We start from the raw sequence: 26883 nt of genomic DNA, 5'->3' as shown, positions 1-26883 counted from the left end.
CTGCGAACGAAATTGCCGCGGAATGAAACTAAGTGTCGCGCTGTCCAACGACGAGGCCGGCGTCGAGCCCGCGTCGATCGTCGCGCAAGCCCGCTTGGCGGAGGAGTTGGGTTACGCCGGAGTGTGGGTGCCCGATCACCTGCTGCCGCCGGAGCCATACGGCGACGTCTACGGCGGCGTGTACGAGGCCCTGATGCTGCTGTCCCACGTGGCCGCGGTGACCAACCGGGTGACGCTGGGGACGACGGTGATCATCGTCCCGCTGCGGGAGCCGGTGCTGCTGGCCAAACAGCTCGCCACGCTGGAGCGTCTGGCACCCGGGCGAGTCGTGTTCGGTGTGGGCGTCGGCTGGGACACGAGCGAGTTCGACGCCGTGGGTGTTCCCTTCGCCGAGCGAGGAGCGCGGACCGACGAGACGATCGACCTGATTCACGCGCTGCACCGGGGTGAAACGCCCCAGGAGAACCGCTTCTTCGGGTCGGCCGCGGGGGTTTTCGAACCCCGGCCGACAGCGCCGGTTCCCGTCATGGTTGGCGGCATGACCGGACCGGCGTTCCGCCGGGCCGCGCGCGTTGCCGACCGCTGGCAGGCCTTCGGGCTCACCGCGGAGGAATTCCGAACCAGGCGTGAGGAATTGGATCGGCTATCGGCACCGCGCCGGATCTCCGCTGGCATCATGCTTTCCCGGGAAAGTAGCCGCGAGAGCGTCGCGGAATTACTCGATCGGCTGCACGCCTACGAATCGGCGGGCGCCGACGAGGTGACCATTCACTTCGGGCCCAGCGCGCAGACGTCCGCGCCCATGACCGAACTGATGGATCGTTGGCAGGCCGGTCACCGGCCTTGAGCGACGCAGAGAGCCAACTCGCCGTCGCACCGTTTATCTGGGGGTCCCCGCTGAGACCCGGCTATCGGTCTGTTGTCAGAGGCGTGTGTGCCAATCCGCCGTCCGTGGCGTGAGTCGACGAAGCTCTCGGCAGAGTTGACTCATCCTGTCCACACGGGGATTTCGCTGCCCCGGCGCGGGCGGACTCGACCAAGAAGGCGCCACGACCGACGTGGACGCGGCACGCCAACGTGCCACGGAGGTGTTCGGCTCTTCCGGCGGTTTGTCCCTTGCTGTTCATTTCCGCAGCTGTCGATGGCAAAATGTGAGGATTGTCGTCGTCGAACCAGGCTGAGGGGTGCGCGTTGCATTACGACACCCATGCCCGAGGTCTGGGTCTGCTCGTTGGCCTGAGGGCGGCGCGGTGACGATCAGATTCGAGACCAGGGACGTCCCGGAGGCCGATCGCGAAGAAGCGGTACGTGCCACTGTCGCGCGGACGCTCGCCCCGCTCGAAATCGACTTCTCGCCTGATCGCGGCCCGGCTTCGGCGAGTGTGGAGATCACCGACCTGACCGAGCTGACCGTGTGGTCGGTGACCACGTCTGCCGTCAAAGTGCAGTACAGGGCGTTGCCCCGCGACGACTTCAGGCCGAGCCTCTTCCTGGGTCTTCAGAAAACAGGATCCTGCGTCGTCGACCAGCGCGGTCGTCAAATCACCTTGCGCCCAGGCGATCTCGCCGTATGGGACTCAACCAGTCCATTCGTGATCGCCGACGACGACGGCTTGACCCAACACAAGTTTCGGATACCCCTGGATCGACTGGCGTTGCCTGTCGACGTCATCAGACAAGTTGGCGCCATCCGACTATGTCCAGAACACCCGATTTCCGACATGGCGGTCACCTACTTCGACCGACTGGCCACCTCGCCGGAGGCGTTTGACCGCCCGGGCGGCGACGTGGTCAGCGAGCCCGGCGTCGACTTGCTTCGAGCGGTCATCACGACCCACCTCGACGCCGTCGACTTGGGCCGAGACGCATTGCAAGCCACACTCTTCGTGAGGATCATGGAGTACGTCCACTCGCACGTACGGGACCCCGACCTCGCACCCGGACGCATCGCCGCCGAACACCACATATCGGTGCGGCAGCTGTACCGAATCCTGGCAGCCGAAGGCATTTCGCTGGGGGACTGGATCCGAACGCGGCGACTCGAAGGAGCACGGCGCGAACTCGCCGCGGCATTCCTGCACGATCCCGTATCCGTGGTGGCCCGGCGGTGGGGATTCACCGATGCCTCCAGTTTTGCGCGAATGTTCCGAACGTCCTTCGGTGTGTCCCCCGGCGAGTGGCGACAACTGTCCCGCCAGCTTCCCGCCTGAGCACTACCGCCCGTGCCTCACCGTGTGCCGACACTCGTGCACCGTGTGCATGACCGATCCGCCAACGGTTTTGGCGTGCCCAGTTCGACCTAGGGTCGCAGTCAAGCGCTTCGCCATGGCTCGGCGCTGGATGGACGCCACGCCGGAGTCGTACTCAACTGGCTCGCAGCCAAGGATTCTGGCCGATCACGGCTCAAACAGATTGGACATCGACATGATTCGACATACTCGGAAGATCCTCGCCAAGGCGGCACTCGCGAGTGCAGCTGCAATGACGTGTGCCGCGGTAGGGCCGTCGGCCGTCGCCGTGGCAGAACCCGCCGCACCGGCGCCCAGCGGCGTGCGGCCCACCGTCGTCCTGGTCCACGGCGCCTTCGCCGACGCGTCGAGCTGGGGTGGCGAAGTCGCGGCGTTGCAGCAGCAGGGATATGACGCCCGCGCGATTGCCAATCCCTTGCAGAACCTGGATACCGACACCGAATCGGTGAAGGACTTCCTCGCCACGCTCAGCGGCCCGATCGTGCTGGTCGGGCATTCCTACGGCGGATCGGTCATCACGAACGCCGCCGCCGGCAATCCCAACGTCAAGGCGCTGGTCTACGTCGACGCGGCAGCTCCCGACGTGGGTGAAACGACTGCGGCGCTCAGCGGAGCCGACTCGGTGCTGGCCAGACCTCAAGGCGAACTGTTCGATCCCGTTCCTTCCCCTGGGGCGCCCGACGGAGCAGCCGAGCTCTACCTGAAGAAGGACATCTTCCTGCAGCACTTCGGCAACGACCTTCCGCCCGACCTCGCCGCCCGAGCCTGGGCCAGCCAGCGGGCGGCCTCCACAGCCGCATTGTTCGCACCGTCGAAGAGTGCTGCGTGGAAGGACATTCCGTCCTGGTACTTCATCAGCAGCGGCGACCAGGTCATCACCCCGAGCTCGGAGTCCGCCATGGCCGAACGGGCACACTCACAGGTCACGCACTTCGACGGCGGTTCGCACCTGACCCTGGTCTCGCACCCCGAGGCCGTCACACAGGTCATCGACTCCGCGATCGCGTCCGTGCACTGAAGGGCAGCATTCAAACCTGCACCCTTCAAGAACGATTGGAATCAAGATGTCTACGTACGTTCTCGTGCACAGCTCATGGGATGACGGAAGCGCATGGGCAGATGTCGCTGAGCGCCTACGGCAACGGGGACACCAGGTCCATTGCCCGACCATGGCGGGACACGGAGCAGGCGCCGATCGCGATGTCAGTCACGATGACTGTGTCGCGTCCGTCGCCGACTACATCGGCCAACACGGCCTTACCAACTTCGTTCTGGTCGGGCACAGCTTTGCGGGTAGCGTCGTTGCCCGGCTCGCTGCGAAGACACCCGAAAAGGTGCGGCGACTGGTGTTTCTGAACGCTTTCATCCCCGAAGACGGAACAAGCGTGTTGGATAACGCACCCGTCGCGTATCAAGAGTTGTTCCGCAAACTCGCCGAGCAGTCGGGAGACAACACTGTCATGCTGCCCTTCGAAGTTTTTCGAGACGCATTCATCGGCGACGCCAACTTGGAACGGGCTCAGGAGATCTACAGCATGCTGACTCCCGAACCGCTTGGCCCGGTTGTCGAAAAGCTAGACATGAAGGCGTTCTACGAGCTGATGACTGTGCCCCGCAGCTATGTTCATTGCCTCGACGATTGTTCCCTTCCGCCGGGAGATCCGCGGGTTGGCTGGCTCGTCAATGCCCGCAGGCTCGGGCTTTTTAGATTGGTGACCATGGCAGGGTCGCATGAGGTCCTCTACACCAACCCGGCGCTACTGGCGGTGAAGTTGGAGCTCGCCGGTCGGGACTGAAACACGAACGGAGACCTCGTTCATCGCCAAGGAGAGGACGGACCCAGGATGCGGTTCGTATCGTCCATGGGGGCTGGCAGGGGCCTGGCTACGAGTCGTCGCGCAACTGTTCAGCCGCCGGACACCGGCAAGTCGTCACCGGTAGGTGAATCAGAATCAACGGCAGTGATGCCAGCACCACGATGCGAAAAGCGGTGTCCGAGCCGTTCCATCTGGTCGATCTCCACATCTGGAACCATTCGCCACCGACGTCGACGAAACCGCCGACGAACAGCGAGATGATCATCAACAGGCCGATCGTGGACAGAGCTCGCGCGCGGGTGTGGCAGGTGCCGCGATCGATGAACCAAGCGGCGGTTGCAGCAAGTAGCACAATGCCCGCCAGTGATTCCCAGACGATGATGCAGACGTACGCGGCGTTCTGCGGTGGCGACGCAGATATCGCGCGCCACATCACATTCGGGTCGAGTTCGGTACCCGGGTCGGCGCCAAAGTTCGTGGTGTCCATCGCCAACACGTGGTGCACGAAGGCCTGGTTGGTTGCGAAGTCGGTGAGGTTGCCAATCGCGACGAGCAAGATGTAGGCGGCATTGAGGACTACGAATACACCGATGACGACGGGCAGCGATCCAAGTGCCGTCCAACGCGGCGGCCTGATCACGCTCACTGCGCGTCCCATGGTCCGGCGGCGATACTCAGGAATCCAATTCCCCTGCTGACGAGGTCAATTGGTGCAGAACTTGGTCGAGGACCAACGGGTACGTCATCGCGTCCTCCTGAAGTGTCGATGTGCCGTCGGCGGTGGCGGCCAGTTGCTTCGCGGCGTCGCAACTAGAACATACAAACCAAATCCCGAAAGTCGTAGGCTGTGGCACCTTTTGGCACAGGATGAATAGGCTCTGGCACCCGATGTCTCCTGTCGTTCCATGAAGCAGCGCTGAAATCGACTGCAAGACAGGGGTTTCACAGTAACGGGCTAGACATTTGAGAGGGTATGCCCATACCTTCTCGTAGTCCCCTACAGAAATGCGAGATTCACGTGTCCGAAACCAAGCTCACCGTCATCTACGACAATCCCGTCGATCCCGGTGCCTTTGAAACCGCCTACGTGGCCCAACAACTGGAGGCCGCCCGCAAGATTCCCGGGTACGTTCGCCTCGAGGCCTCGAAGGTGTGGCCGAAGGAGGATGGAACGCCGACACCGGCTTACCGGATGATTGATTTGTACTTCGCCGACTATGACGCCGCGAGCCTCGCCGTGACGACGCCCGAGGCCGGGGCCTTCATCCAAGCGCTGTTTCGACTCGCCACCGGTGGTGTGCGCATTCTGATGTCCGATGTTGAAGTTGCACGAGGCTGAGCCAACGATTCGCTGACGCGCGATCGGGCGAACCATGACATGACGACGGTGCCGGGCCGACCCTGACCCGGCACCGGAGTCGTCGTACCACCGACATAGGCCGCTGAAGGATTTACCCTTGGCTCCGTTAGCTTTCCGACGTTCCGAACGAGACGAGCGGATGGCTCCCGATGTGGTCGGCTGAGGTCAGCTCGCTGTCGAGCAGGAACCGCAGGATGAACTCGTGGGACGTCGCCAGATGGGCACTGGTCAGGTCCGCCGCCGCGTTGGCGTCGCCTCGACTGACTGCGTCGAAGATCTGGTGGTGCTCTTCGTGGAGGTGCGCTTGGTCGCCGAACACCCCGACGTGCAAGTACAGGTAGCGGTCGGTGAGTCGGCGCAACTGCTCGGTGAGGTGAATCATCGTCGGACGGTTGGCCCGGGTGAACACCAGGGCGTGGAACGCCGAATTGTGTTGCAGCCATTCGGTGGGTGTGCACCCGGAATCCATTTTGTTCAGCAGGGCGGCCATCTGAGTGAGCTCGGCCCGCCCCACGTTGGGCACGGCGAGGCGTGTCAACATCGGTTCGACCGCCCCGCGTAGTTCGTAGAGTTCCTGCAGTTCGCCGATGGACAGTCGGCGGACCACCGCCGAGGCTGCGCTGACGTCGAAGAGTCCCTCGTTGGCGAGGGTCTGTAGGGCGTCGCGTGCCGGCATGCGACTGACCCCGTACTCGGTGGCGATCTGCTGCTGGGAGAGACGGGTGCCCGGGCGAAGGTCGCCGCTGAGGACCCGTTGCCGCAGGTCGGCGGCAACCCGCGTCGCCGCTGACTCGACCGTCATGATCCCCCTTCGCTTCCCAACTCGACGTGAGTCTAACGAACCCACCTTGTATCCCCTTGCGACGTGCATCACACGTCTGTACCGTCGCGGTATACCAAAAGCACGACTCGTATACGAAGGATGAGATGACGGTTACGCACAATGAGGCCGCGGGCACCGCAGGCGCCTTCTCTGGACCCACCGGCTTGCTCATCGACGGGCGCGTGGTCGACGGGCACGCCGAGCCCATCGCCGTGACCAATCCCGCCACCGGCGAAGTGATCGTCGAGGTCGCCAGCGCAAGCCGGGGCGACATCGACGACGCGGTCACCGCTGCCCACACGGCGTTCCGCCATGGGCCGTGGCGGACCATGGCGATCCAGGACAGAGCGCGGTTGATCCACCGCTTCGCCGACGGGATCGAAGCGAACATGGACGCGCTCTACCGGCTGGAGACCCTCAACAACGGTCGACCGATCACCGAGACCAAGGCCCAGATCAACCGGCTTGCCGAGTGGTACCGCTACAACGCGGCACTTCTGCTGGCCGATCGCACGTCGGTCGTGCCCCTACGCGGTGACTACCACTCGTACACCACGCGCTTTCCGCTCGGTGTCGTGGCGATTCTCGCGTCGTTCAACCACCCCTTGATGATCGCGTCCAAGAGCCTGGCGCCTGCACTCGCGACGGGCAACACCGTGGTGCTGAAGCCCTCCGAGCAGACGCCGTTGACCGCGTTGATGATCGGTCAGATCGCCCTCGAGGCAGGCATTCCCGCCGGCGTCCTCAACGTGACGACCGGTCTCGGGCCCACCGCTGGCGCCGCTCTGACCGAGCATCCCTTGGTCAAGAAGGCCGTCTTCACGGGCGGTACCGAGCCGGGGCGCACCATCGCCGTCGCGACGGCCAAACGGTTCGCCAAGGCCACACTCGAGCTGGGCGGCAAGTCTCCGGTGTTGATCTTCGACGACACGCCGGTCGACGTCGCGGCGCGCGGCGCGGCATTCGGCGGTTTCGTCGGCGCGGGGCAAACGTGCATCGCCGGAAGTCGACTGCTCATCCAGCGAACCATCTACGACGACGTCGTCGAGGGACTCGCCAAGGTCGCGGCGTCGATCCGCATCGGCGATCCAGCCGACGCTGCCACACAGCTGGGGCCCGTGATCTCCGAGCGGGCGCGACAGCGCATCCTGGGGCACGTCGACGCCGCCGTCGCCGACGGCGCACGATTGGTCACCGGTGGGCGCGCGGCCACGGTGCCCGGGCTTCCCGGCGGGTTCTTCATCGAGCCGACGGTCCTCGCCGACGTGTCCAACGACATGCGGATCGCTCGCGAAGAGATCTTCGGTCCCGTCGTCGTCGCCATTCCCTTCGACGACGAGGCCGAGGCGATCGCCATGGCGAACGACTCCGACTTCGGGCTGGGCTCGGCGATTTGGACCCGCGACGTGGCCCGCGCGCACCGGGTCGCCGGCCAGTTGGAGACCGGCATGGTCTGGATCAACGACCATCACCGACTGGACCCGTCGTCCCCGTGGGGCGGCGTGCGAGAAAGCGGCGTCGGCCGGGAAGGTGGGTGGGAGTCCTTCAACGACTTCACCAACGTGCGTGCCGTCACCGTCCGCATCGCCGCCGACGACGTCGACTGGTACGGCGGCGTCGCGACGGATCGGTTGAACTGAAATGACGGGTCTCACGATCTCCGAATGCCGTGACGGGATTGTCGACGTGGTGATCGACCGGTCTCCGGACAACCTCATGAGTGTCGAAATGTGCTCGGAGCTAATGAAGTTGGCGAATGATCCGCCGGTCGACGCGCACATCCTGCGTCTGCGGGCCGTGGGTGGAATGTTCTGCGGTGGTCGCGACCGTGCGGGCACCGATCCCGCAGACCTCGTCGCCGAGACGCAAATACTGGCTGGGCTTCACCGGGCCCTACGGGAAAGCCGGTTGGTCTCGATCGCCGAGGTGCACGGCGACGCGGCTGGATTCGGGGTAGGTCTCATCGCCGCCTGCGACGTGTCGATCGCCATGAGGGACTCCGCCTTCTGGTTCCCCGAGGTAGGAATAGATCTCGCGCCAGCATTGGTTCTGGCGTGGCTTCCACGGATGGTGGGCGACCGAGATGCGTTCTGGCTCACCTCGACAGGTGAGCGGATCTCGGCGGACCGAGCAGAACGACTCGGGTTGGTCAACGAAGTCGTCGCCGACGCCGACGCGCTCACCGAAGCTGTCACCCGGCGAATCAGCACTCTGCGGGCCCGCAATCCGCGCATCCACGCCGAGATCAAGTCGATGATCCGCACGTTCAACGCGCTCGACGAGAACCAGGCTCTGGAGACGAGCATCCATCGCCTCACCGTCGGTGCGCTTCGCCGGCACGAGGGCACTGCCGCGGCATCCACGCCCCTCGTGCCCTGACCACGTCGCAACATCGGGCAAAGGAGCCTTTAGTGACCGTCAGCAAGTCCACCCAACCCTGGCACCGCGACATCAGTCGGTACCAATGGTCCGTCCTGGCAGCCACGACGTTGGGCTGGGCTTTGGACGGCTTCGACTACAGCCTGTTCACCCAGGTCGTCGGGCCGGCAACGGCCGATCTGATCGGGAGGCCGTCGACATTCCACAGTGGCCTTGCGGTCACCGTATTTCTCGTCGGTTGGGCCTTGGGGGCGATAACCCTTGGCGTGGTTGCGGACTACGTCGGTCGAGTACGGGTCCTCATCGCCGGCGTGCTGTTGTACTCGGTCTTCACCGCAGTGGCCGTTGTCGTCCCCAATTACGAACTCTTCCTGGTGTTCCGATTCGTCGCAGGCATCGGTTCGGGCGTCGAACTCCCCATCGGCGCCGCGCTGGTGGCGGAGGCCTGGTCGACGAGCAGGCACCGCGCCAAGGCCAGTGGCATCATGATGTCGGGCCTGGCCTGGGGCGCCTTGCTGGCCGCTCTCGTGTACAGCCTCGCCGGTCATCTGGGCTGGCGTTGGGTCATGGCCTTTGGCCTTCTTCCCGCGTTGCTGGTGCTGTACATCCGCCGCAACGTCCACGAGCCCGAGACGATGGTTGCCGTCAAGGCGGCCCGCAAGGAGCGCAAGGCGCAACGCGTCGCCGGTGCGGCGCGCGACGAGGCCGACAGATTCGTGCTGACACGTCTGTTCACCCGGCCACTCCTTCCCACCACACTGGCATGCACATTGATCTGCATCGGAGCACTCTTCGCCTTCTGGGGGGTGACCACCTGGACGCCACAGAACATTCGCGAGGTGGTGGCCGCCGACGGCGTCAGCGGGGCCGGAGCCGTCACGGCAGTCGCCTGGGGCACTGCGATGCTCAACGTCGGCGGGATAATCGGTTACACCACTTGGGGATTCATCGCCGAGAGGATTGGCCGCAAGCGGACCTACCTCATGAGCATCACGGTCGGTCTGGTGTCGGTATGCATCCTGTATCCCTTCGGGCACACGTTCACCATGTACATGTGGATGCTCCCGGTCGTCGGGTTCGGCGTGTTCGGCGTCCTCAGCGGAAACGCCGTGTACTTCCCCGAATTGTTCGGTCCCTCGGTGCGAGCGTCGGCAATGGCCGTGACCAACAGCATTGGCAGACTGTGCACCGCTGCCGGCCCGCTCGTCGCCGGGCTGATCGCCACCAGCTGGTTCGGTGGGAGCATCGCGATGGCAACCACGGTGGTGTCCGCTCTGATCGTGGTCTCGTTGATCGGGTTGATGCGACTGCCCGAGACCCACGGGCAGTTCGTCCACGGCGAGATTCCCACGCCAGACGCCACGGTCCGCGGCTCGGGTGCGGCGACGGTGTCGGGGCGCACCGAGAGCTGAAGTGCCAGCCCGGCTCTAGTGCGCCGAGCCGGCCGGCGGCATCCGGCGGACGCGCACGTCCGGGAACGTCGGCACCTCGAATCTGGTGTGCACGACGGTCTCGTCGCACGCCTTCCTGGCGTGCTCCGCGATCTCGCCGAGGGTGGTCACCCACATGCCGTCCATCGCCTTGACGGTCTCGATCAGCCGCTCCAGCGCCACGGCCTTGGACGGACGCCCGGAGATGAAGGGATGGTTGGTCAGCACGAAGCATCCGCCCTCGAGGTGGTGGGCCTCGGCCTCCAGCGTCCACATCTCGAGCACCTTGACGGGGCTCTCGATGGATCCGTTGCCGATCACCCCCGGATAGCAGGCGTACTGCTCCCAGTCGTCGAGCGTCCAGTCCACGGGGATCTCGATCAGGGTGTCGGTGGCGTCCGGTTCGACCGCGAAGCGATACGGCTTGTCGCCGTCGAGCAGGCTTGAGTCGTACACGAATCCGCGTTCGGCAAGCAGTCGCGGTGTGTGCCAGTTCATTTCCCACCACGGGGCGCGATATCCGACCGGACGTATCCCCGCGACGGAATCCAACGCCTCCAAGCCGCGGTCGAGATAACGGGCCTCGGTGTCGGCGTCGACGCCCTGCATCTGCTCGTGCAGGTAGCCGTGATGGCCGATTTCGTGACCACCGTCGACGATGGCGCGGACGGTGTCCGGGTAACACTCCGCGGTGAATCCTGGCACGAAGAACGTCGCGTGAACGCCTTGCCGTTCGAGTACGCGCAGCAGCCTTGGCACCGCCACCTTCGGGCCGTAGGCCTGATGGCTCATCAGCGACATCCGGACCGCCGAGGTCGGGTCGTGCGCCAGCACACAGGATTCGGCGTCGACGTCGAAGGTGAACGCCGCGGCGGCACGACGACCCTCAGGCCAGGTCAACCCCTCAGACGGTGTGGTCATGCATTCCTCATCTCGGATGCGTCGGCGGGGGAGGGCACTTCGACTCGGTACTGACGTTGGGTCCGTGGTCCGACGACCGCGTAGGACCCTGCCGCCGCGAGACCGCCGACGAGCCACGACAAGTCCAGTCCGCCAAGTGCGCGGGATCCGTAGCCCTGCATCACGTCGATCGGCCCGTACATGAACATCCACGTGGCCACGATGCCGAAGACGAAGCACGCCAAGGTCGCCCAGTTGACGTCCGGCAGTCGTCGGCTGCCGACGGGGTCGAACAGCCTGTGGGCATCGAGGTGTCTCTTTTCGACGACGAAGTAGTGCACCAACATGATGCCCGCCCAGCTGGCGATCCAGCCGACTATCGCGCCGAGCCAGGTGCTGAGCACCGTGGCGAGACTGGACTGCAGGATGAAGAAGACGACCGCCGCGAGCGCGAAGACGCCCACGATCACGTTCAGTGTCCGACGCTGCAACTTGACGTCCAGGGCCTGGGTCGCGACCGAGAACGTGTAGATGTTGAGGATGTTGGTGGCGATCGGTCCGTGAATCACCAGGAACAGCACCGGGATTGCGAGAGCGCCGAAGTTGGACACGATTAGCGCGCCGGGGTCGACCGAGCCGTTCGTCGTCGCCAAGCTGGCCCCGAGCACGCCGAGCCAGACCACCGGGACGTACTGGCCAAGAGTGCTCGCCAGGTACAGCTTGCGGCGCGGCACCGTGGTGCTGACGAAACGCGAATAGTCGCACGCATAGGTGAACCACGTGATGCCCCAACCGATCCCGATCACCGTCATCACCGCCGACATGGCGGCGATGCGGGCGGCTCCGTGCAGCTCGGCGCCGGCGGGCCCGGCGTAGGACCAGTCGATGTCGAGGTGGAACCACGCGACGATCGACATCACGACCAGCACGGCCAGGGTGGGTGGGACGGTCCAGCGCTCGAAGGCGGCGATCGTGCGGTAGCCGAACCACGCGACCGTGACCTGGACCGCCATGATGACCGTCGCCACCGCGATCTTCGCCGCGATGTTGGCCGCCTCCGGGTCGACGAGGCCGAGCTTGCCCAACAATGCCATGACGAGGTCCAGGATGACCCAGGTGTTGACGGCGCACCAGCCGACCGCGAGGGTGGCCTGGATCGCCGCGGGCAGATATGCGCCGCGGCGACCAAAGGCGGCCCGGGACAGTACCATTCCCGTCACCCCGGTCTTCTGTCCGATCAGGACGAAAACCCCGAAGAGTGCCATCCCCACGGCATTTCCCGCGATCAGCACGATGAGCGTGTCGCGGAGGCCAAGGCCAAGGCCGATGCCAAGCGCACCGAGGACCCAGTTGATCGGCGCGATGTTGGCCCCGGCCCAGATCCAGAACTGTCCCGAGACCTTGGTGGTGCGCACGTCCTCGGGAACGGGTTGCAACACCTCTTCGATCTGGTGGATGTCGACGACGGGGTGCGTCGACCCGGGCTGGGCGGCGCGGGTTGGTGGCTGATGTGCCTTCGTCACGTGAGCTCCTTCACGGAATGGTGCGTTGAGTCGTGCATCGTCAGTCTGTTGCTACGAGCGCAACTGCGTCGCTCTGAAAGACGTTATTGTGATGTACGCCATACGTCAAGCGCCTGATTTTACGAGCCCGAAACGGTTGGACTGAAATTGGTCGTTGACAGGAGAGCATCACTGTTGCAATGTGTGCAACACGACATCGGCCACTCCGGCTGGTGGGCGGAAATGCGAAGGGACGCCCCATGAATCTCGAACGACTGAAGAACATTCCCAACGGAGAGAAGGCCGTTCCCACCTTCAGTCCGGCCGAGATGGAACGGCGCATGCTCGCCCTGCGCAAGCACATGGCGGGCGACGGTCTCGACGCGGTGGTGTTCACCAGCTACCACAACGTGAACTACTACTCGGACTTCCTGTACACCGCCTTCGGCCGTCCCTACGCCTTGGTCGTCACACCGGATTCCGCGACCACCGTGTCGGCCAACATCGACGCCGGCATGCCGTGGCGGCGCAGCTTCGGCGACAACGTCGTCTACACCGACTGGCGACGTGACAACTTCGAGTACGCCGTGCAACAGGTGCTCACCGGGCAGGGCATTACCGGGGGCCGTCTGGGCGTCGAGAACGACCACGTCACCCCCGACATGCTGGCCCGCCTGGCCTCGGTACTGCCTGCGATGCAGCCCGTCGACGTCGCCGGGCCGACGATGCGACTGCGAATGTTCAAGTCCGACGAAGAAATCGAACTGATCAAACACGGCGCCCGCATCGGTGACCTCGGCGGTGAGGCGATCCGTGCCGCGATCACCGAGGGAGTGCCCGAGTACGAGGTGGCCATCGCCGGATCCAACGCGATGATTCGCGAGATCGCGCTGACCTTTCCGCACGCCGAACTGCGTGACACCTGGGTGTGGTTTCAGTCCGGAGTCAACACCGACGGTGCCCACAACTGGGCCACCAGCCGCCAAGTGCAGCGGGGAGACATCCTCTCGCTCAACTGTTTTCCGATGATCGCCGGCTACTACACGGCGCTGGAACGCACGTTGTTCTACGGTCAGCCCTCGCCCGAGCACCTCCGGCTGTGGGAAGTCAACGTCAAGGTGCATCGCCGCGGTCTGGAGCTCATCAAGCCGGGAGCGGTCTGCAAGGACATTGCCGCCGAGCTGAACGAGATCTACGACGCGGAGGGGCTCATGCCCAACCGGACGTTCGGCTACGGACACTCGTTCGGCGTGCTCTGTCACTACTTCGGTCGTGAGGCAGGCCTCGAGCTGCGCGAGGACGTCGACACCGTGCTGCAACCCGGCATGGTGGTGTCGATGGAGCCGATGATCATGGTCCCCGAGGGTCAGCCCGGCGCAGGCGGATACCGTGAACACGACATCCTCGTCGTCGGCGAGGACGGGGCCGAGAACATCACCAAGTTCCCGTTCGGCCCCGAACACAACATCATCGGTGACACCACCGTGTGAGGATGACCGCGGGCATCCCGGTGCAGCAGGAGGGCAGGCGATCATGAGCGTCGACGACGTGGACGAACTCGCACAGGACCTCGGCGACGCACGGCCGTCGACGTCGGTGTTGCTCAACGGGCTTCGCGTGCTGGAGTCCTTCTCGATCGCCGAACCCGTGCTGGGGGTTACCGAGATCGCGCGCAAGGTGGAGCTGCACAAGAGCAGTGTTTCGCGCATGCTCGCCACGCTGGAACGGGCCGGCTACGTCGAACGCGACGCCGCCACCGGGCGGTTTCGGCTGGGGCTCGGCCTCATTGCGCTCACCGGGCCCCTGCTGGCCAACCTCGACGTGCGCCGAATCGCCCAACCCGAACTGGAGGAGCTCACCAAGCGCACGGGGGAGACGACGGCATTGGTGATCTGGAACGGACACGAGTCCGTCGTCGTGGAGGAGGTGCAGAGCCCCAAGCAGGTCAAGCACACCGCCCCGGTGGGGACTCGATACGACACCCACCAGAGCTCATCGGTGCAGGTGTTCCTCTCGGAGATGCCCGCGGCCGACATACGTCGGCTGTTCGAGCGACGGCAGATCGTCGGTCCGGACGGTGCGGACGCCGTCGAGGCCTATCTCGACGAGCTGGACGGGGCGCGTCGACGCGGCTACGCCGTCAACGACGGACGAACCTCGCTCGAGGAGGTCGGGATCGCCGCGCCGGTGCACGACCACCGCGGTGTCCTCGTCGCCGCGGTCATGCTCTCGGCGCCCCGGTTCCGGGTTCCCGGCGGAATGCTCGACCAATTGGGGGGCGCCGTCGCCGACGCGGCCCGTCGGGTCTCGCTGCGCCTCGGCGCGCCGGCGCCCGCAAGCGACTGACCTCAACCCGCCCTACCCCGTCACCCCGTAGGCGTCACGTCCGCGCCGGATCCCTTGGTCGACGCCTTGGCCCGCTTCTCGGCCCGGACGGCCCTGGTGCCGCGCATGAATCCGGTCGACGAGACCGCGGCTGCCATCAGAGCCGACTCCCCGGCGATGAACGGGTGGAAGCCGACACCGGCGCCGCCGCGGCCCTTCACCGGGATGTCGGCGACTTCGGTTACCTTCCAACCCTTTTCGGAGATCGACAGGATGGCCTCGTCGTTTTGGCACGTGAGCGGCAGGGCCGCGATCACCTCGTCGCCGTCGGCGGCCAGCTTCACGCCCGCCACGCCGTTGCCCGCCGCGCCCTGCGGATTCACCGCGGCGGGGTCGATGCGCAGCACCTTCCCGCGGCGCGTCACCAACGCCAGGTGGGAGCCGGGTGCCATGACCCCGGATCGCAGCAGCCCGTTGATGTCCGGTGCCACCGGGATGTCGCGGATCTTGTACGGCAGACCGCCACCGGTGGTGAACTTGATTCGTCCGTCGGTCCAGACGGCCCAGCCGAGCCCTGAGGTCAGCAGTTCGCCGTGGCTGTCGGAGAAGACGCCGCGGTCGTCGAGTCGCCACGCGGTGTTGACCTTGCGCTCGCGGGCGCCGTCCTCGTCCGAACTGGACGTCACCGGCACCGCTTCCAAGTCCAGCACCGTACGTCGGTCGAACTCCGGGCCCTTGAACAGCTTGGCGGTCTCGACGAGCTCCTTGTCGATCACCACCCGGCGCGCATCGGGGTTGCCCACCAACTCGGTCAGCTCGGCGAACTCGGCGTCCAGCTTCTCCGCTTCGGCCTGCAGCTCGATCACGTCGAGTTTCGTCAGACGCCGAAGTTGCAGCGCCAGAACGTAATCGGCCTGGACGGCGTCGATCCCGAAACGCTCTTGCAGGCCCTGGCGGGCCTCGTCGACGGTGTCGGAGTTTCGAATGACCGCCACCGCGGCGTCGATGTCGAGGTGGATGGTCATCAGGCCGGTCACCAGGTGGCGCCGGTCGGTGACCTTGTCCAGCCGGTACTCGCTGCGCCGCAACACCACTGAATCGCGCAGGTGCAGGAAGGCGCCGATCAGCTCACGCACCGTCCACCAGCGCGGAACCCGGTCCTCGTCGAGCGCGACCAGGCTCGCCGCGAACGTCGACTCCAGCGGTGTCAGGGCGAGCAGCTGGTCGCGAATCGTCTCGGCACTGTGGCCACGTTTGGCGGTGACCACGATGCGCAGCCCGTTGCGGCGGTCGGTCAGGTCGGACATGTCGGCGACACCCGGCATCTCGCCCGACTCGACCAGCGCTCGGATGCGTTCTTGGACGGTGTTACTCGCGACCCCGGGCGGCAGTTCGGTGACGACGACGTTCTTCCCGTCCACCGACACCGTCCCGCGGACCGTGAGCTGCCCGCGCCCGGTGGTGATGTACTCCCGCAGTCCGGCCGTGCCCACCACGGTGGAACCACAGCCCCAGTCGGGGCCGGGGATGAGTTTCATCAATCTGTCGTCGGTCATGTTCGGGGTCTTCAACAGTGCCCGGCAGGCGGCCATGATCTCGCGCGGATTGTGGGCCGGCACCTTGGTGGCCCAGCCCTCGGCGATGCCGACGGCACCGTTGCAGAGCAGCACCGGCCACTGCGCGGGCAGCACCGTCGGCTCGACCCATTCCCCGTCGAAGGTCGGGACCATGGGCACCGCATGGTCGTTGAGTTCGGCGGTCAGTGCGGCACCGGGTGCCGACAGCCGCATCTCGGTGTAGCGATCGGCGGCGGGGATGTCACCTTGGATGCGGGGGAAGGCGCCCTGTCCGTCAATGACTTTCACGCGCTGGAACTCGGCGGCCATGAGCGCCGCCGCCCCGTACATCGACGCGCCGCCGTGTGGGTGCAGGTTGCCGGTGACGGCCGAGCAGACCTTGGAGGACTTCTGCGGCTTGTTGCCGGGCAGCAGTCGGGAGTCGTGCATCTGATAGAGCAGTCGGCGCTGGCCCGGCTTGAGCCCGTCGAACGCGGACGGGATGGCGCGGTCGCTGACGCTGTAGAGCGCGAAGGTCAGCTGGTAGTGGTTCCAGTAGTCGTCGGCGCTCTGCTGGAGCACCAGATCCGGATTTTGGTCGGGAACGTCAAGGGTGGCGGTCACGTGTTCTCCTAGCTGAGGTCAAGCGCAAGGGTGTCGACGCGGGAGGCGGCATCGGCCATCCACGTGCGCCGGCCCTCCGGCGGTCCGCCGAACAGCGTGTGGTGCAGTTTCGGATCTCCCTCGTCGAGGTGCACCCGAATCACGGTGCGCCGCACCGGATCCAGCACGGTGTTCCAGAAGTCGTCGGCGTCCATCTCGCCGAGGCCCTTGTTGCGCTGCACCTCCACCTTGCGCTTGGAGGTGGCCTTCAGCTGAGCTACCGCGGCATCGCGCTCGGACTCGTCCTGGCAGTAGATCCGCTCCTGGCCGTCCTTGACCACGAACAGCGGCGGCAACGTCACGTAGACCATGCCGGCCTTGACGAGCGGCCGGTAGAAGTCCAGGAACATCGAGATGAGGCTGGAGTTGATGTTGCCGCCGTCGGGGTCGGCGTCGGAGGCGAACAGGATCCGGTCGTAGCGGCAGGACTCGGGATCGCAGTTGTCCCGCACGCCGCAGCCCAGGATGCGTTCGATCGAGTCGAACTCGTCTTTCACCCGCGCCTTGTTCAGCGTGAACCCGTAGACGTTGGGCGGCTTGCCCTTCAGCGGGAAGGCGGCCTGAAAGGTGGCGTCGCGGGCCGCTTTGATGGTGCTCAGCGCCGAGTCGCCCTCGCACAGGAACAGCTCGGCGCCCGATCCCCGTCCGGTTTCCCGGCTGGGCAGCAGCTTGGTCGGCAGCGACAGGTTGGTTCCGAGGCCCTTGGCCTTGGATGCCGCCCGCGAGCGGGCCTTCGCGCCTTCGGCGCTGCGCCGCGCCCGGGCTGCTTCCAGCGCCAGTTGGGTCCACCGCGACACGGCGTCGCCGTTGCCGGGGTTGGCGGCCCAGATGGTGACGCTGCGCGCCACGTCCGGGGTCATCGCGATGTTCAGCGAGCGCGACGACACCGCGGTCTTGGCTTGGGAGTCCCAGGCCACGTCGGGTGCTCGAGTGTCGACGGCCAGGGCGGTCACCGCCGCGAAGTCCTGTGCCTCCGGGCCGTCTTCGCCCTTCGCCAGGCCCAGGTCGCGGATGCGGGACGCGCGATCGGCCAGCGCTTCGGACAGGCCCTTCACCGCTGCGGTCAAATGCGATCCGCCGCCGGGGGTGCGCACGGTGTTGCAGAACGCGGCGACGGTGGCCGGTTCGGCGGGGCCTGCGGTCAGGGACCAGCGGAACGGGGTCGCGCCGCGGCCGGTGGTGTACTCGCCGCGACCCTCAACCACGGCGCGCACGCCAGGCACCGGAGTGCCCGCCGCGACGCACATCAGGTCGAGCAGGGTGTCGGTGCCCCACGGGCCATGGAACGGTTCGAGCAGTTCGGGCCGGACGTCGTCGCCGGGCCAGCCCTCGTCGACGACGAGCAGGTGCACGCCAGGGGACATCCTGGCCGCCGCGTGCGCCCTGAGCAAGACTTCGTTGACGTCGACCGTCGAGTCCGGCACCACGGTCGCGTCGAACAGGATGCGCACGGTGGTGCCGTGGGCGTCGGGTTGGCGATTGCCGGCGCCGCGCAGCTTCTGGGCGTCGACGCGGGTGAAGGGGGCGTCGGCGTCGAAGTCCTTGCCGTCGAACGTTCCCGGGTAGCCGCCGCCGAAGCTCTGCAGGTAGGTCTTTCCGGCCCGGCGCACCGTCACGTCGGTGCGCGCGGAGATGAAAACCGCTGCGGCCGCGCCGATTCCGTTCAGGCCGGCGCCCGTGCTGGCTGCGTCGACGTGTGCGGAGAACTTGCCGCCCGCCCGCGCGGTGCCCAGCGTCTTGACGATGCCGTTCTTGCCGTTGACCGGGTCGGAGTCGACGGGAAGGCCGCGGCCGTCGTCGGCGACGCTGACCGAGCCGTCGGCGTGCAGGGTGATGGTGACCGTCGACCCACCGTTGCCGGGGTCGGCGACCTCTTCGATCGCGTTGTCCACCAGCTCGCGCAGCGCGGTGTTGAGCACGTCCAGACCGAGGTTGACCGCCGGCCGCAGGCGTGTGTGTTGGACATCGTCGAGCTCGGTGATGTCGGCGGCGGTGTAACTCACTGCGCGCCCCTTCCATCGTTCTTGGGTGTGCCGCAGGAATCGTAGACGGCCGATCGGACATCGTCGTGCAACCGCGGCGGCGTATGAGCAGACTCATACCCCCGACGGCCGGACATTGCGGGGCAGTAGGGCCCCGGACTCAGGGGAACTTCGAGGTCAAAGCATTATGCTGAGGCACATGGCCGATGCCCTCGACCCCGCCCAGATGCGGGCCTACTTCGCCTTGACGGAGACGGTGAGCCTGTTGCAGTACGCGGTGCGTCAGCAGCTGCAGGCCGAGGGCGGCTTGAGCTACGTCCAGTTCGAGATCCTGGCCAAACTCGCCGACGCCGACCGTCCGTTGACCATGACCGACCTGGCCGACGGCGTGGTCTACAGCCGCTCGGGGCTCACACATCAGGCCGGGCTTCTGGAGAAGGAAGGCCTCATCACGCGCGCGACGTCCCCGGACGACCAGCGCGCCACCGTCGTCGACGTCACCGACGAGGGCCGCGCCCGCGTCGCGAAGGTCCTGCCCGGCCACGTCGAGGTCGTGCGTGAGATGCTCTTCGACTCCCTCGACGAAGGCGATGTGCGCACCCTCGGGGACATGATGGAGAACGCGCGTGACCACATGCGGTCGCGGCCGCCCCGGTCGGCCGCGCCGCGCAAGCGTCGCGCCAACGGCTGAAAGGGTCAGCGAGGCGCGGTCACGGACTGGTGCGTGGCGTCGACGCGTCGATCTCGTCGCTCGCCGCGGCGGTTGAGGTATCTCGCGGTCATGAAGACGCTGCCCGGGACGGACAACATGGCCAACAGCTGAAACAGATCGCTCCACGAAGCCGGCTCGGCATAAGCACTCATGCAACCATCGCACCGTTGCCGGGCAGCCGTTGCCAGCGTCTTGACGGAATCCATACGGCCACGGCCGGATCCGTTGACGAGATTCCTCCGTGCCGCGCGGTCCTAAGCCTTCGGGTCACCCCGCGCATCGCAGGGCGCGTCGTGCCCGTCGTCGATGAGGTGCAACGTCACCCGCATCTGGTCGGGTTGGATACTGCCCGACCAACTGTCGTACGGATGGTCGAGGAACGCCACGACGAGCAGCGCCGAGGTCACCAACGCCGACACGAACGCGATGGGAACGGCTTGGATGACGGCACTTTCGCGGCGGTCGGCCTGCACGCACATGTAGCTGAGGATGGCCGTCGCCCCGATGCCGAGCACGATCCACAGCGGCGGCGGCACCGAGGCGGCAGACTCGGCGGCGCGGGCGCGGCGGCCGTCGCGGCGCTGCGCCTGCTGGTCGAACCACTGGCTGTAGGCCGCTTCCTGCCGCGCGTTGGTCGGATTCAAGGCCGCGAAGTCGGTGACCATCGTGTCGACCCAATGTTGCACGGCGGGAGACGATTCGCCGCGCTGCATGGCCGGCCACTCCTGGTCGACCACGGCTCGCGAGTAGCAGATCAGGTCGCCGTGCAGTCGTGATCCAGCGTGTCCTTCGAGCACGTCGGCCACGTTGTGCAGTTCGGTGACCGAGATGGCCTCCATGGTGCCGCCGTCGCGGGCCCGCTGGTAGTTCTGCAGCGCATAGAAGATGGTGAACGCCAGCAGCACCGCGAACATGGTGCCGATCACCGTGAGTGCTCCTGCGGCGCGGGTGCTGTCGATGAACCACCCGGGGTCCGGTGCACGCCTGCGCGCCAGCAGCTTCACCACGACGGCGACCGTCACCACGGTGATGAGCGCCCCCGCCGCCAGCCAGCTCAACACGGGCCGAGTCCCACCCGATTGACCGCCGGATGTTCCACTCGTTCGACTTGCCGCATGTGGTCCACGCACACCCATCAGTTAGGGCGGTGGATCACTGCGAATCACCGCCTGCCGATTGTCGGGGATGAACGGCCCTTTGGGTGCGGTAACACGCTACTGAGACATGGTGGGGCTGAGATAGCGCCCGGTGACGCTCGCCGCGGACCCGGCTATCTCGGCCGGCGTGCCGGTGGCCACGACGGTTCCGCCCTCGGCGCCACCGCCGGGTCCCATGTCGACGACGTAGTCGGCGTTGGCGATCATGTCGAGGTCGTGTTCGATGACGACGACGGTGGCGCCCTTCGCGCCGAGGCGGTCGATCACCCCAAGCAGGACCCGGACGTCGAGGGGATGTAGGCCGACGCTGGGCTCGTCGAGCACGAACAGTGCATCGGATTGCTTGCGGCCGAGTTCGGTTGCGAGCTTGAGCCGTTGGGCCTCACCGCCGGACAACGCCGGGGTGTCCTCGCCGAGGGTCAGGTAGCCAAGGCCGAGGTCGACCAGGGTCCGCAGCTTCTTCTGCACCTTCGGCAGGTCCTCGGTCTCCCGCAGGGCCCCTTTGACGGTGAGGCAAAGCATTTCGGGCAGCGACAGGCCACCCGGCCGCCGAATGTCCTTCGCCGCCGGGTCGTACCGGGTGCCGTCGCACACCGGGCAGTCGATCTCGACGTCGGGGAGGAACTGGACGTCGAGTGAGATCTGGCCGGTGCCCTCGCACCGCGGGCACCGCAGGGATCCGGTGTTGTAGGAGAAGTCCGACGTTGTCAGGCCACGCCGCGTCGACTCCTCGAGGGCGGCGTACGCGCGCCGAAGGTCGTCGAGCACACCGCTGTAGGTCGCGACGGTGGACCGCACGTTGGTGCCGATGGGGGTGGCGTCGACGACGTTGACGCGCTCGACACCCGAGGATTCCACGGCCGCAACGTGTCCCGGCAGCGGTTCGCCGGCCGCGGCGGTCTGCAGAGCCGGCACCAGACTCTCCAAGACCATGGTGGTCTTGCCCGACCCGGACACCCCGGTGACGGCGGTGAGTCTGCCCTTGGGGATTTCGACGTCGAGGGCGTGCACCGTGTGCAGAGGGCGGGTGGACAGCCGGATCCGACCGTGGTCGAACAGCTTCTCGGACGCCACGGTGTCGCGCACGCGAATCGGCTCGGAGCCGTCGAGAAATCCGGCGATCAGCGACGACGGGTTGGCCACCAGATCGGCCAGCGTGCCTTCGGCGAGGACGGTGCCGCCCTCGCTACCGGATCCCGGTCCGATCTCGATGAACCAGTCCGCTTCGCGAAGGACCTGAACGTCGTGGTCGACCAGCACCACGGAGTTGCCGTCCCGCAACAGGTCCCGGATGACGCCGTTGAGCCCGTCGATGTTGGACGGGTGCAGCCCGATGGACGGTTCGTCGAGGACGTACAGCACGCCGGTGGTCTGATTGCGCACGGCGCGGGCCAGCTGAACTCGTTGCCGCTCACCGGTGGACAGCGTGGCGCTGGGGCGGTCAAGACCGAGATAGCCGAGGCCGAGTTCGACGAGGCGCCCCGCCATCTCGAGCAACTGCGTGACGATCGCGGTCGCCATCAAGCGCATGTCACTCGGTAATGTGTCCACTACCCTTGGCGCCCAGGCGATTACGTCGTCGAGCATCTGAGCGGTGGCTTCGGCCAGGTTGAGTCCCATGACCTGCGGGGCCAGGGCCTGCTCGCTGAGCCTGGTGCCGTGGCACGTGGGGCAGGTCCCGGTGTGGACGAACTTGTTGACCCGGTTGAGACCGCCCTCGCTGGCGGCCTTGTCGAGTGCCTCCTGCACGGCGAGGCGGGCGTTGCGGTAGGTGAAGTTGACCTCGAACAGCTTGCCGCTCTTCGACGGAACCGTGATGAGGTGCTTGTCGGCGGGGCCGTGCAGCACGACGTCGCGCTCGGCGTCGGTGAGGTCGCGGTACGGCACGTCGGTGCGGACGCCGAGTTCGCCGACCATCTGCGGCATGACGGTGAGCCCCATCATCTTCCAGGGCGCCACCGCGCCGTCGGAGATGGACTTCGAAGGGTCGGGCACCAGCAGGGCGTCGTCGATCTCGCGGACCACCCCGAGGCCGCCGCAGGTCGGGCACGCCCCGTCGGAGTTGAACGCCAGTGCCTCGGCACCCGGCGGGGTGAACGTGACGCCGCAGACCGGGCAGGTGAGGTCGAGGCCGGCCGCCACGTCGATCGTCGGCTTCTGACGGTGGCCGTTGGGGCAGAGGTGCTCGCTCAGGCGGGAGAACAGCAGGCGAAGGACGTTGAGGAGCTCCGTCGAGGTGCCGAACGTGCTGCGCGCCCCGGGAACGCCCGGTCGCTGTCGCAGGGCAAGCGCCGCGGGGACGTGTCGGACCTCGTCGACGGTGGCCTTGGTGGCGTGCGACATCCTGCGCCGGGTGTAGGTCGAGAGTGCTTCGACGTACCGGCGGGACCCTTCGGCGTAGAGCACGCCCATCGCCAGCGACGACTTGCCGGAGCCGGAAACCCCTGCGATGGCGACCATTTGGTTCAGGGGCACGTCGACGTCGACGTTGACGAGGTTGTGAACGCGAGCGCCCCGCACCTCGATCGTGGTTGGCCGCTCCTGGCTGGACACTGCGCACCCCTTGCATCGGACGAACGGCGGAAGCTTATTCCAGTGGTGTCCAATGGCGCCGAATAGTGCGTCGCGTGCCTCACAATGAGCCATCAGCGCGCGGCGCTGCGAGTGTCTTCAGAGAGGTCGGCCATGACGGCAGACGAGGTGGCGGGCCCCGCGGTCAACACCGGTGAATCCGGCGACGGTGGCTATGCCGCCGAGCTGAAACGCACCCTGGGCGGCTTCCAGGTATTCGCAATCTCCTTCGCCTTCATCTCGGTGGCGGTCGGCATCTTCGGCACCTACGGCGTCGTGCTGGGTACCGCAGGGCCGGTGGGCATCTGGCTGTGGGTCGTCGCCTCGGTGGGACAGACGCTGGTGGCCCTGGTGGTCGCGCAGTTCGCGGCGCGCATCGCACTCACCGGGTCGTCCTACCAGTGGGCGTCGCGGCTGGCGAGCCCCAAGGTGGGCTGGCTGTTCGGCTGGTTGACCTTCTGGTTCCTGGCGATCGCGGTGGTGGCCATCGACAACGCCCTGGCCAGCCAAGCGTTGATGCCGTTGCTGGGCATGGGAAGTGACGAGGACACGGCTCGGGTGCTCACCGTGGTGATCCTCGTCGTCCAGGCGGTGCTGGTGATCGCCTCCACGCGTCTGCTCGGGCTGATCACCTCCGGGGCGGTCGGCGTCGAACTCGCCATCGTCGCGGTGCTGGTGATCGCGCTGGCAGCGGTGATGGTGTTCACCGGCAGCGGCACCCTGGAGAACCTGACGTCCCGGGGAGTCACCGCCGCCGACCCCACCTACTTCGCCATCGGCGGCGGGTTGACGGCCGGAATGATCATGGGTCTGACCACGTTGGTGGGCTTCGACTCGGCAGCGAACCTCGCCGAGGAGGCCAAGGATCCGTTTCGCAGCGTGCCGCGCGCGATCGTGGCGTCGGTCGTCGCGGCCGCGGTGTTGGGTCTGGTCTTCCTGATCGCGCTCACCGTCGCCATCAAGGACATCCCGGCCGTGACGGCGAGCGGTTCGCCGGTCGCGGCGATCATTCGCAGTCAGCTCGGCCCGATATCGGAGCGAATTCTGCTGGCCTGTTTGGCCTTTGCGATGTTCGGCGCCGGGATGGTGGTGATGGCGGCGTGCTCGCGGCAGGTGTTCGCCATGGCACGCGACGAGCGCTTCCCCGCGCACGCGCTGATGCGGCGCGTGAACCCCAAAACTCAAACACCTATCGCGGCAACGATTCTGATCCTGGTCGTGGGTGTCGTGCTGATGCTGGCGTTGCCCGGGCAGGCCCTTTTGCAGCTCATCATCGGGTCGACGATCCTTCCGGCGTTGATCTACGGCGCGACGGTGATCCTCTACCTGGCGGTGCGCAAGAACCTAGACCACAAGGAGGGCGGATTCAGTCTGGGACGGTTCGAGATGCCGGTCGCCGTCGCCGCGTTGATTTGGGTGGCGATTGCCCTGTTCGCGCTCGTCACGCCGGGAGACGCGTCGACGTCGGTGCTCATCGTCATCGGTCTCATCGCCGCCGGTGGCGTCTACTTCGCGTACCTGATGATCTTCCACCGCGAGGTACTCGACCACGAGCCCGGCGAGGAACCGACTCCGGTCACCTCCGTCGCCAACTAGCCGGGGGGCTCGGTCAGGACCCGTAGTTGACGGTGATCGTGCCGTCGCGGTTCACGGGGGCGTTGGCCGGGGGATCCTGTTGGACGACCCTGCCGTCTGCTCCAGAGTCGATGGCAGGCCCATTCGTGGGCAAACTGGTGATGCCGGCGGCGGCCAGCGTCTGCAGGACGTCGGCGTACACCTTCCCGACCAGTTCGGGCATCGAGACTTGATTGCCCTCGGAGACCTTCAGGGTCACCGGCTGGTCGACGGCGAGTTCGGTGCCGGCCGGTGGGTCCATGGCCACCACCTGGTCGACCGGTGGGAGCCCGTCCACCTCCACCTTGAGAATCTTCGTGAAGCCCGCGATGCCCAGGTTGGCCTTCGCCGCCTCGAATGGCTGCCCCACCATGTCGGGCAGTGACACGGAACCGGGACCCGTACTGATGAGGATGGTGATCTCGTCGGTCACCGCGGCCGTCGTGCCCACGGCGGGAGTGGTGCCGTAAACAGCCCCCTTTGGCACGGTGGGGTTGGCCGCCTCGGTCCGCCCGACGTCGCCGAATCCCTTCTCCTTCAGCCTGTTGGTGGCGGCTACCGGACTCAGACCTGCGACGTCGGGAACCTGGCGTTGCTCAGGCCCGCTCGAGACGTTGATGGCGATGGTGTCGTCGGCCCGCGCGGTCGCGTCGGCTCCGGGCTCGGTGCTGATGACGAGGCCGCGTTGGACCGTCGAACTGGACTCGGGGTTGACGATGGTCTTGAAGCCGAGGTTCTGCAGCGACACCTGGGCGTCGGCCTGCCCCTGACCGTGGAGGTCGGGGATGCGTTGGCGGTCTCCGACGAACACGTTGACGGCCACGGTGACCACCAGCGCGAGCACGGCGAGGACCGCTCCCACGGCCAGCCACCGTCGGCCCGGCCTGCTGCCGCCGCGGGCAACCCGGCGGTGGCCGGGTGCGGTCGAGGCGAGGTCGGCGTGGTCCTTGTCGGTGTAGACCTTCGGCGCGACGGGGGCTTGACCGTCGCGAACGCGGATCAGGTCGCTGCGCATCTCGGCGGCGGTCTGATAGCGGTTGGCGGGGTTCTTGGCCAGCGACTTGAGCACCACGGCGTCCAGCTCGGGCGACAACGCCGGGTTGCGGCGCGACGGGGGCGGCGGGTCCTTGCGGACGTGCTGGTAGGCCACGGCGACGGGGGAGTCGCCGACGAAAGGTGGTTCGCCGGTGAGCAATTCGTAGAACACGCAGCCCAGTGAGTACACGTCGGAGCGGGCGTCGACGGTCTCGCCGCTGGCCTGTTCCGGCGACAGGTACTGCGCGGTGCCGATGACCGCGGAGGTCTGGGTGAGCTTCGCGCCGTCGTCGTGCAGCGCGCGGGCGATGCCGAAGTCCATCACCTTCACCGCACCCGCGTTGTCGATCATGATGTTGGCGGGTTTGACGTCGCGGTGGATGATGCCGTTCTGGTGGCTGTAGTTGAGGGCCTGGCAGGCGTCGGCGATGATCTCGATGGCTCGGCGGGGTTCGACGGGACCGTTGTCGTGGATGACGTCGCGCAGTGTGACGCCGTCGACGTACTCCATCACGATGTACGGCAACGGGCCGTCGGGGGTGTCGGCCTCGCCGCTGTCGTACACCGCGACGATCGCGGGGTGATTCAGCCCGGCGGCGTTTTGCGCCTCACGCCGAAAGCGCAGGAAGAACGTGGGGTCCCTGGCCAGGTCTGCGCGCAGCACCTTGACCGCGACGTCGCGGTGAAGCCGCACGTCACGGGCGAGATGAACCTCCGACATGCCACCGAAGCCGAGGATTTCCCCGAGTTCGTAGCGGCCGGACAATCGCTGAGGGGTGGTCATTGGGCTATCTGTCCTGTGGTTGCC

General features: G+C 66.4%; 22 protein-coding genes. 12 read left to right on the top strand and 10 right to left on the bottom strand.

What is annotated here, in order from left to right; all coding sequences use genetic code 11:
- The first annotated feature begins 22 nt into the window (after nt 1-22).
- From ASD37_RS20705 to ASD37_RS20690, 4 genes are all read left to right on the top strand, one after another.
- Nucleotides 23-847 (top strand): TIGR03619 family F420-dependent LLM class oxidoreductase, encoded by an 825-nt coding sequence (locus ASD37_RS20705; protein WP_056555841.1) that lies wholly within the window; start codon nt 23-25, stop codon nt 845-847.
- A 403-nt stretch (nt 848-1250) separates the two neighbouring features.
- A complete protein-coding gene (locus tag ASD37_RS20700; protein ID WP_056555838.1) occupies nt 1251-2210 on the top strand; it encodes a helix-turn-helix domain-containing protein in 960 nt (319 codons plus the stop codon).
- 214 nt (nt 2211-2424) lie between these two features.
- A complete protein-coding gene (locus tag ASD37_RS20695; protein WP_056555835.1) occupies nt 2425-3267 on the top strand; it encodes an alpha/beta hydrolase in 843 nt (280 codons plus the stop codon).
- 46 nt (nt 3268-3313) lie between these two features.
- Nucleotides 3314-4045, top strand: a complete 732-nt coding sequence (locus tag ASD37_RS20690; protein ID WP_056555832.1) for an alpha/beta fold hydrolase — start codon at nt 3314-3316, stop codon at nt 4043-4045.
- An 88-nt stretch (nt 4046-4133) separates the two neighbouring features.
- Here ASD37_RS20690 and ASD37_RS20685 read toward each other — a convergent pair whose 3' ends face one another.
- Nucleotides 4134-4712 (bottom strand): DUF2165 domain-containing protein, encoded by a 579-nt coding sequence (locus tag ASD37_RS20685; protein WP_200959953.1) that lies wholly within the window; start codon nt 4710-4712, stop codon nt 4134-4136.
- 372 nt (nt 4713-5084) lie between these two features.
- Between ASD37_RS20685 and ASD37_RS20680 the strand changes: the two genes are divergently transcribed.
- On the top strand, nt 5085-5405 hold the full coding sequence (locus tag ASD37_RS20680; RefSeq protein WP_056555828.1) for an EthD family reductase: 321 nt from the start codon (nt 5085-5087) through the stop codon (nt 5403-5405).
- 127 nt (nt 5406-5532) lie between these two features.
- Here the strand turns inward: ASD37_RS20680 and ASD37_RS20675 are convergent, their stop codons facing one another.
- Nucleotides 5533-6228 carry a GntR family transcriptional regulator gene (locus tag ASD37_RS20675; RefSeq protein WP_082570306.1) on the bottom strand — a complete coding sequence of 232 codons (696 nt, stop codon included), beginning with the start codon at nt 6226-6228 and terminating at the stop codon, nt 5533-5535.
- Nucleotides 6229-6353: 125 nt separating this feature from the next.
- Here ASD37_RS20675 and ASD37_RS20670 point away from each other — a divergent pair, with 125 nt between their 5' ends.
- From ASD37_RS20670 to ASD37_RS20660, 3 genes are read left to right on the top strand one after another with little or no spacing between them, the layout of a single operon-like run.
- Complete coding sequence (locus tag ASD37_RS20670; protein ID WP_056555824.1) at nt 6354-7889, top strand: aldehyde dehydrogenase; 1536 nt, start codon at nt 6354-6356, stop codon at nt 7887-7889.
- Nucleotide 7890: 1 nt separating this feature from the next.
- Nucleotides 7891-8628 carry an enoyl-CoA hydratase/isomerase family protein gene (locus ASD37_RS20665; RefSeq protein ID WP_056555821.1) on the top strand — a complete coding sequence of 246 codons (738 nt, stop codon included), beginning with the start codon at nt 7891-7893 and terminating at the stop codon, nt 8626-8628.
- Nucleotides 8629-8660: 32 nt separating this feature from the next.
- Entirely contained in the window at nt 8661-10040 is a 1380-nt protein-coding gene (locus ASD37_RS20660; protein ID WP_056555818.1) for an MFS transporter, read from the top strand.
- Between the two features lie 15 nt (nt 10041-10055).
- On the opposite strand, the gene ASD37_RS20655 is transcribed toward ASD37_RS20660, so the two are convergent.
- Both ASD37_RS20655 and ASD37_RS20650 read right to left on the bottom strand, forming a co-directional pair.
- The gene (locus tag ASD37_RS20655) at nt 10056-10979 is read right to left on the bottom strand and encodes a polysaccharide deacetylase (RefSeq protein WP_056555815.1); all 924 of its coding nucleotides are present in this window, start codon (nt 10977-10979) and stop codon (nt 10056-10058) included.
- Nucleotides 10976-12481, bottom strand: coding sequence for a cytosine permease (locus tag ASD37_RS20650; protein ID WP_082570305.1), 1506 nt, complete (start codon nt 12479-12481; stop codon nt 10976-10978). The genes ASD37_RS20655 and ASD37_RS20650 overlap by 4 nt, the downstream gene beginning before the upstream one ends.
- A gap of 239 nt (nt 12482-12720) precedes the next feature.
- On the opposite strand from ASD37_RS20650, the gene ASD37_RS20645 reads away from it, so the two are divergent.
- Nucleotides 12721-13950, top strand: coding sequence for a M24 family metallopeptidase (locus ASD37_RS20645; RefSeq protein ID WP_056555812.1), 1230 nt, complete (start codon nt 12721-12723; stop codon nt 13948-13950).
- Between the two features lie 43 nt (nt 13951-13993).
- Nucleotides 13994-14806: an IclR family transcriptional regulator gene (locus ASD37_RS20640; RefSeq protein WP_056555809.1), complete on the top strand. Its 813-nt coding sequence runs from the start codon at nt 13994-13996 to the stop codon at nt 14804-14806.
- Nucleotides 14807-14826: 20 nt separating this feature from the next.
- Here the strand turns inward: ASD37_RS20640 and ASD37_RS20635 are convergent, their stop codons facing one another.
- On the bottom strand, nt 14827-16965 hold the full coding sequence (locus tag ASD37_RS20635) for a DNA gyrase subunit A (protein ID WP_056555806.1): 2139 nt from the start codon (nt 16963-16965) through the stop codon (nt 14827-14829).
- A gap of 8 nt (nt 16966-16973) precedes the next feature.
- Entirely contained in the window at nt 16974-19007 is a 2034-nt protein-coding gene (locus ASD37_RS20630) for a toprim domain-containing protein (RefSeq protein ID WP_056555803.1), read from the bottom strand.
- A gap of 178 nt (nt 19008-19185) precedes the next feature.
- Between ASD37_RS20630 and ASD37_RS20625 the strand changes: the two genes are divergently transcribed.
- The gene (locus tag ASD37_RS20625; RefSeq protein ID WP_056555800.1) at nt 19186-19677 is read left to right on the top strand and encodes a MarR family winged helix-turn-helix transcriptional regulator; all 492 of its coding nucleotides are present in this window, start codon (nt 19186-19188) and stop codon (nt 19675-19677) included.
- Nucleotides 19678-19682: 5 nt separating this feature from the next.
- On the opposite strand, the gene ASD37_RS20620 is transcribed toward ASD37_RS20625, so the two are convergent.
- The 3 genes from ASD37_RS20620 to ASD37_RS20610 all read right to left on the bottom strand — a co-directional run bounded on the left by ASD37_RS20620 (nt 19683) and on the right by ASD37_RS20610 (nt 23315).
- Nucleotides 19683-19850 carry a hypothetical protein gene (locus tag ASD37_RS20620; RefSeq protein WP_156720998.1) on the bottom strand — a complete coding sequence of 56 codons (168 nt, stop codon included), beginning with the start codon at nt 19848-19850 and terminating at the stop codon, nt 19683-19685.
- Between the two features lie 102 nt (nt 19851-19952).
- Complete coding sequence (locus tag ASD37_RS20615; protein ID WP_056555793.1) at nt 19953-20759, bottom strand: DUF4239 domain-containing protein; 807 nt, start codon at nt 20757-20759, stop codon at nt 19953-19955.
- A gap of 153 nt (nt 20760-20912) precedes the next feature.
- On the bottom strand, nt 20913-23315 hold the full coding sequence (locus tag ASD37_RS20610; RefSeq protein WP_235568519.1) for an excinuclease ABC subunit UvrA: 2403 nt from the start codon (nt 23313-23315) through the stop codon (nt 20913-20915).
- A gap of 225 nt (nt 23316-23540) precedes the next feature.
- Here ASD37_RS20610 and ASD37_RS20605 point away from each other — a divergent pair, with 225 nt between their 5' ends.
- Nucleotides 23541-25022: an APC family permease gene (locus ASD37_RS20605; RefSeq protein WP_056555786.1), complete on the top strand. Its 1482-nt coding sequence runs from the start codon at nt 23541-23543 to the stop codon at nt 25020-25022.
- 13 nt (nt 25023-25035) lie between these two features.
- Here the strand turns inward: ASD37_RS20605 and pknB are convergent, their stop codons facing one another.
- The gene (gene pknB, locus ASD37_RS20600) at nt 25036-26859 is read right to left on the bottom strand and encodes a Stk1 family PASTA domain-containing Ser/Thr kinase (RefSeq protein ID WP_056555782.1); all 1824 of its coding nucleotides are present in this window, start codon (nt 26857-26859) and stop codon (nt 25036-25038) included.
- Nucleotides 26860-26883: the final 24 nt, after the last annotated feature.

Source organism: Mycobacterium sp. Root135, assembly GCF_001426545.1.
In the GTDB taxonomy this organism is placed as follows: Bacteria; Actinomycetota; Actinomycetes; order Mycobacteriales; family Mycobacteriaceae; genus Mycobacterium.
This window is presented reverse-complemented; position numbering and strand designations above follow the sequence as displayed.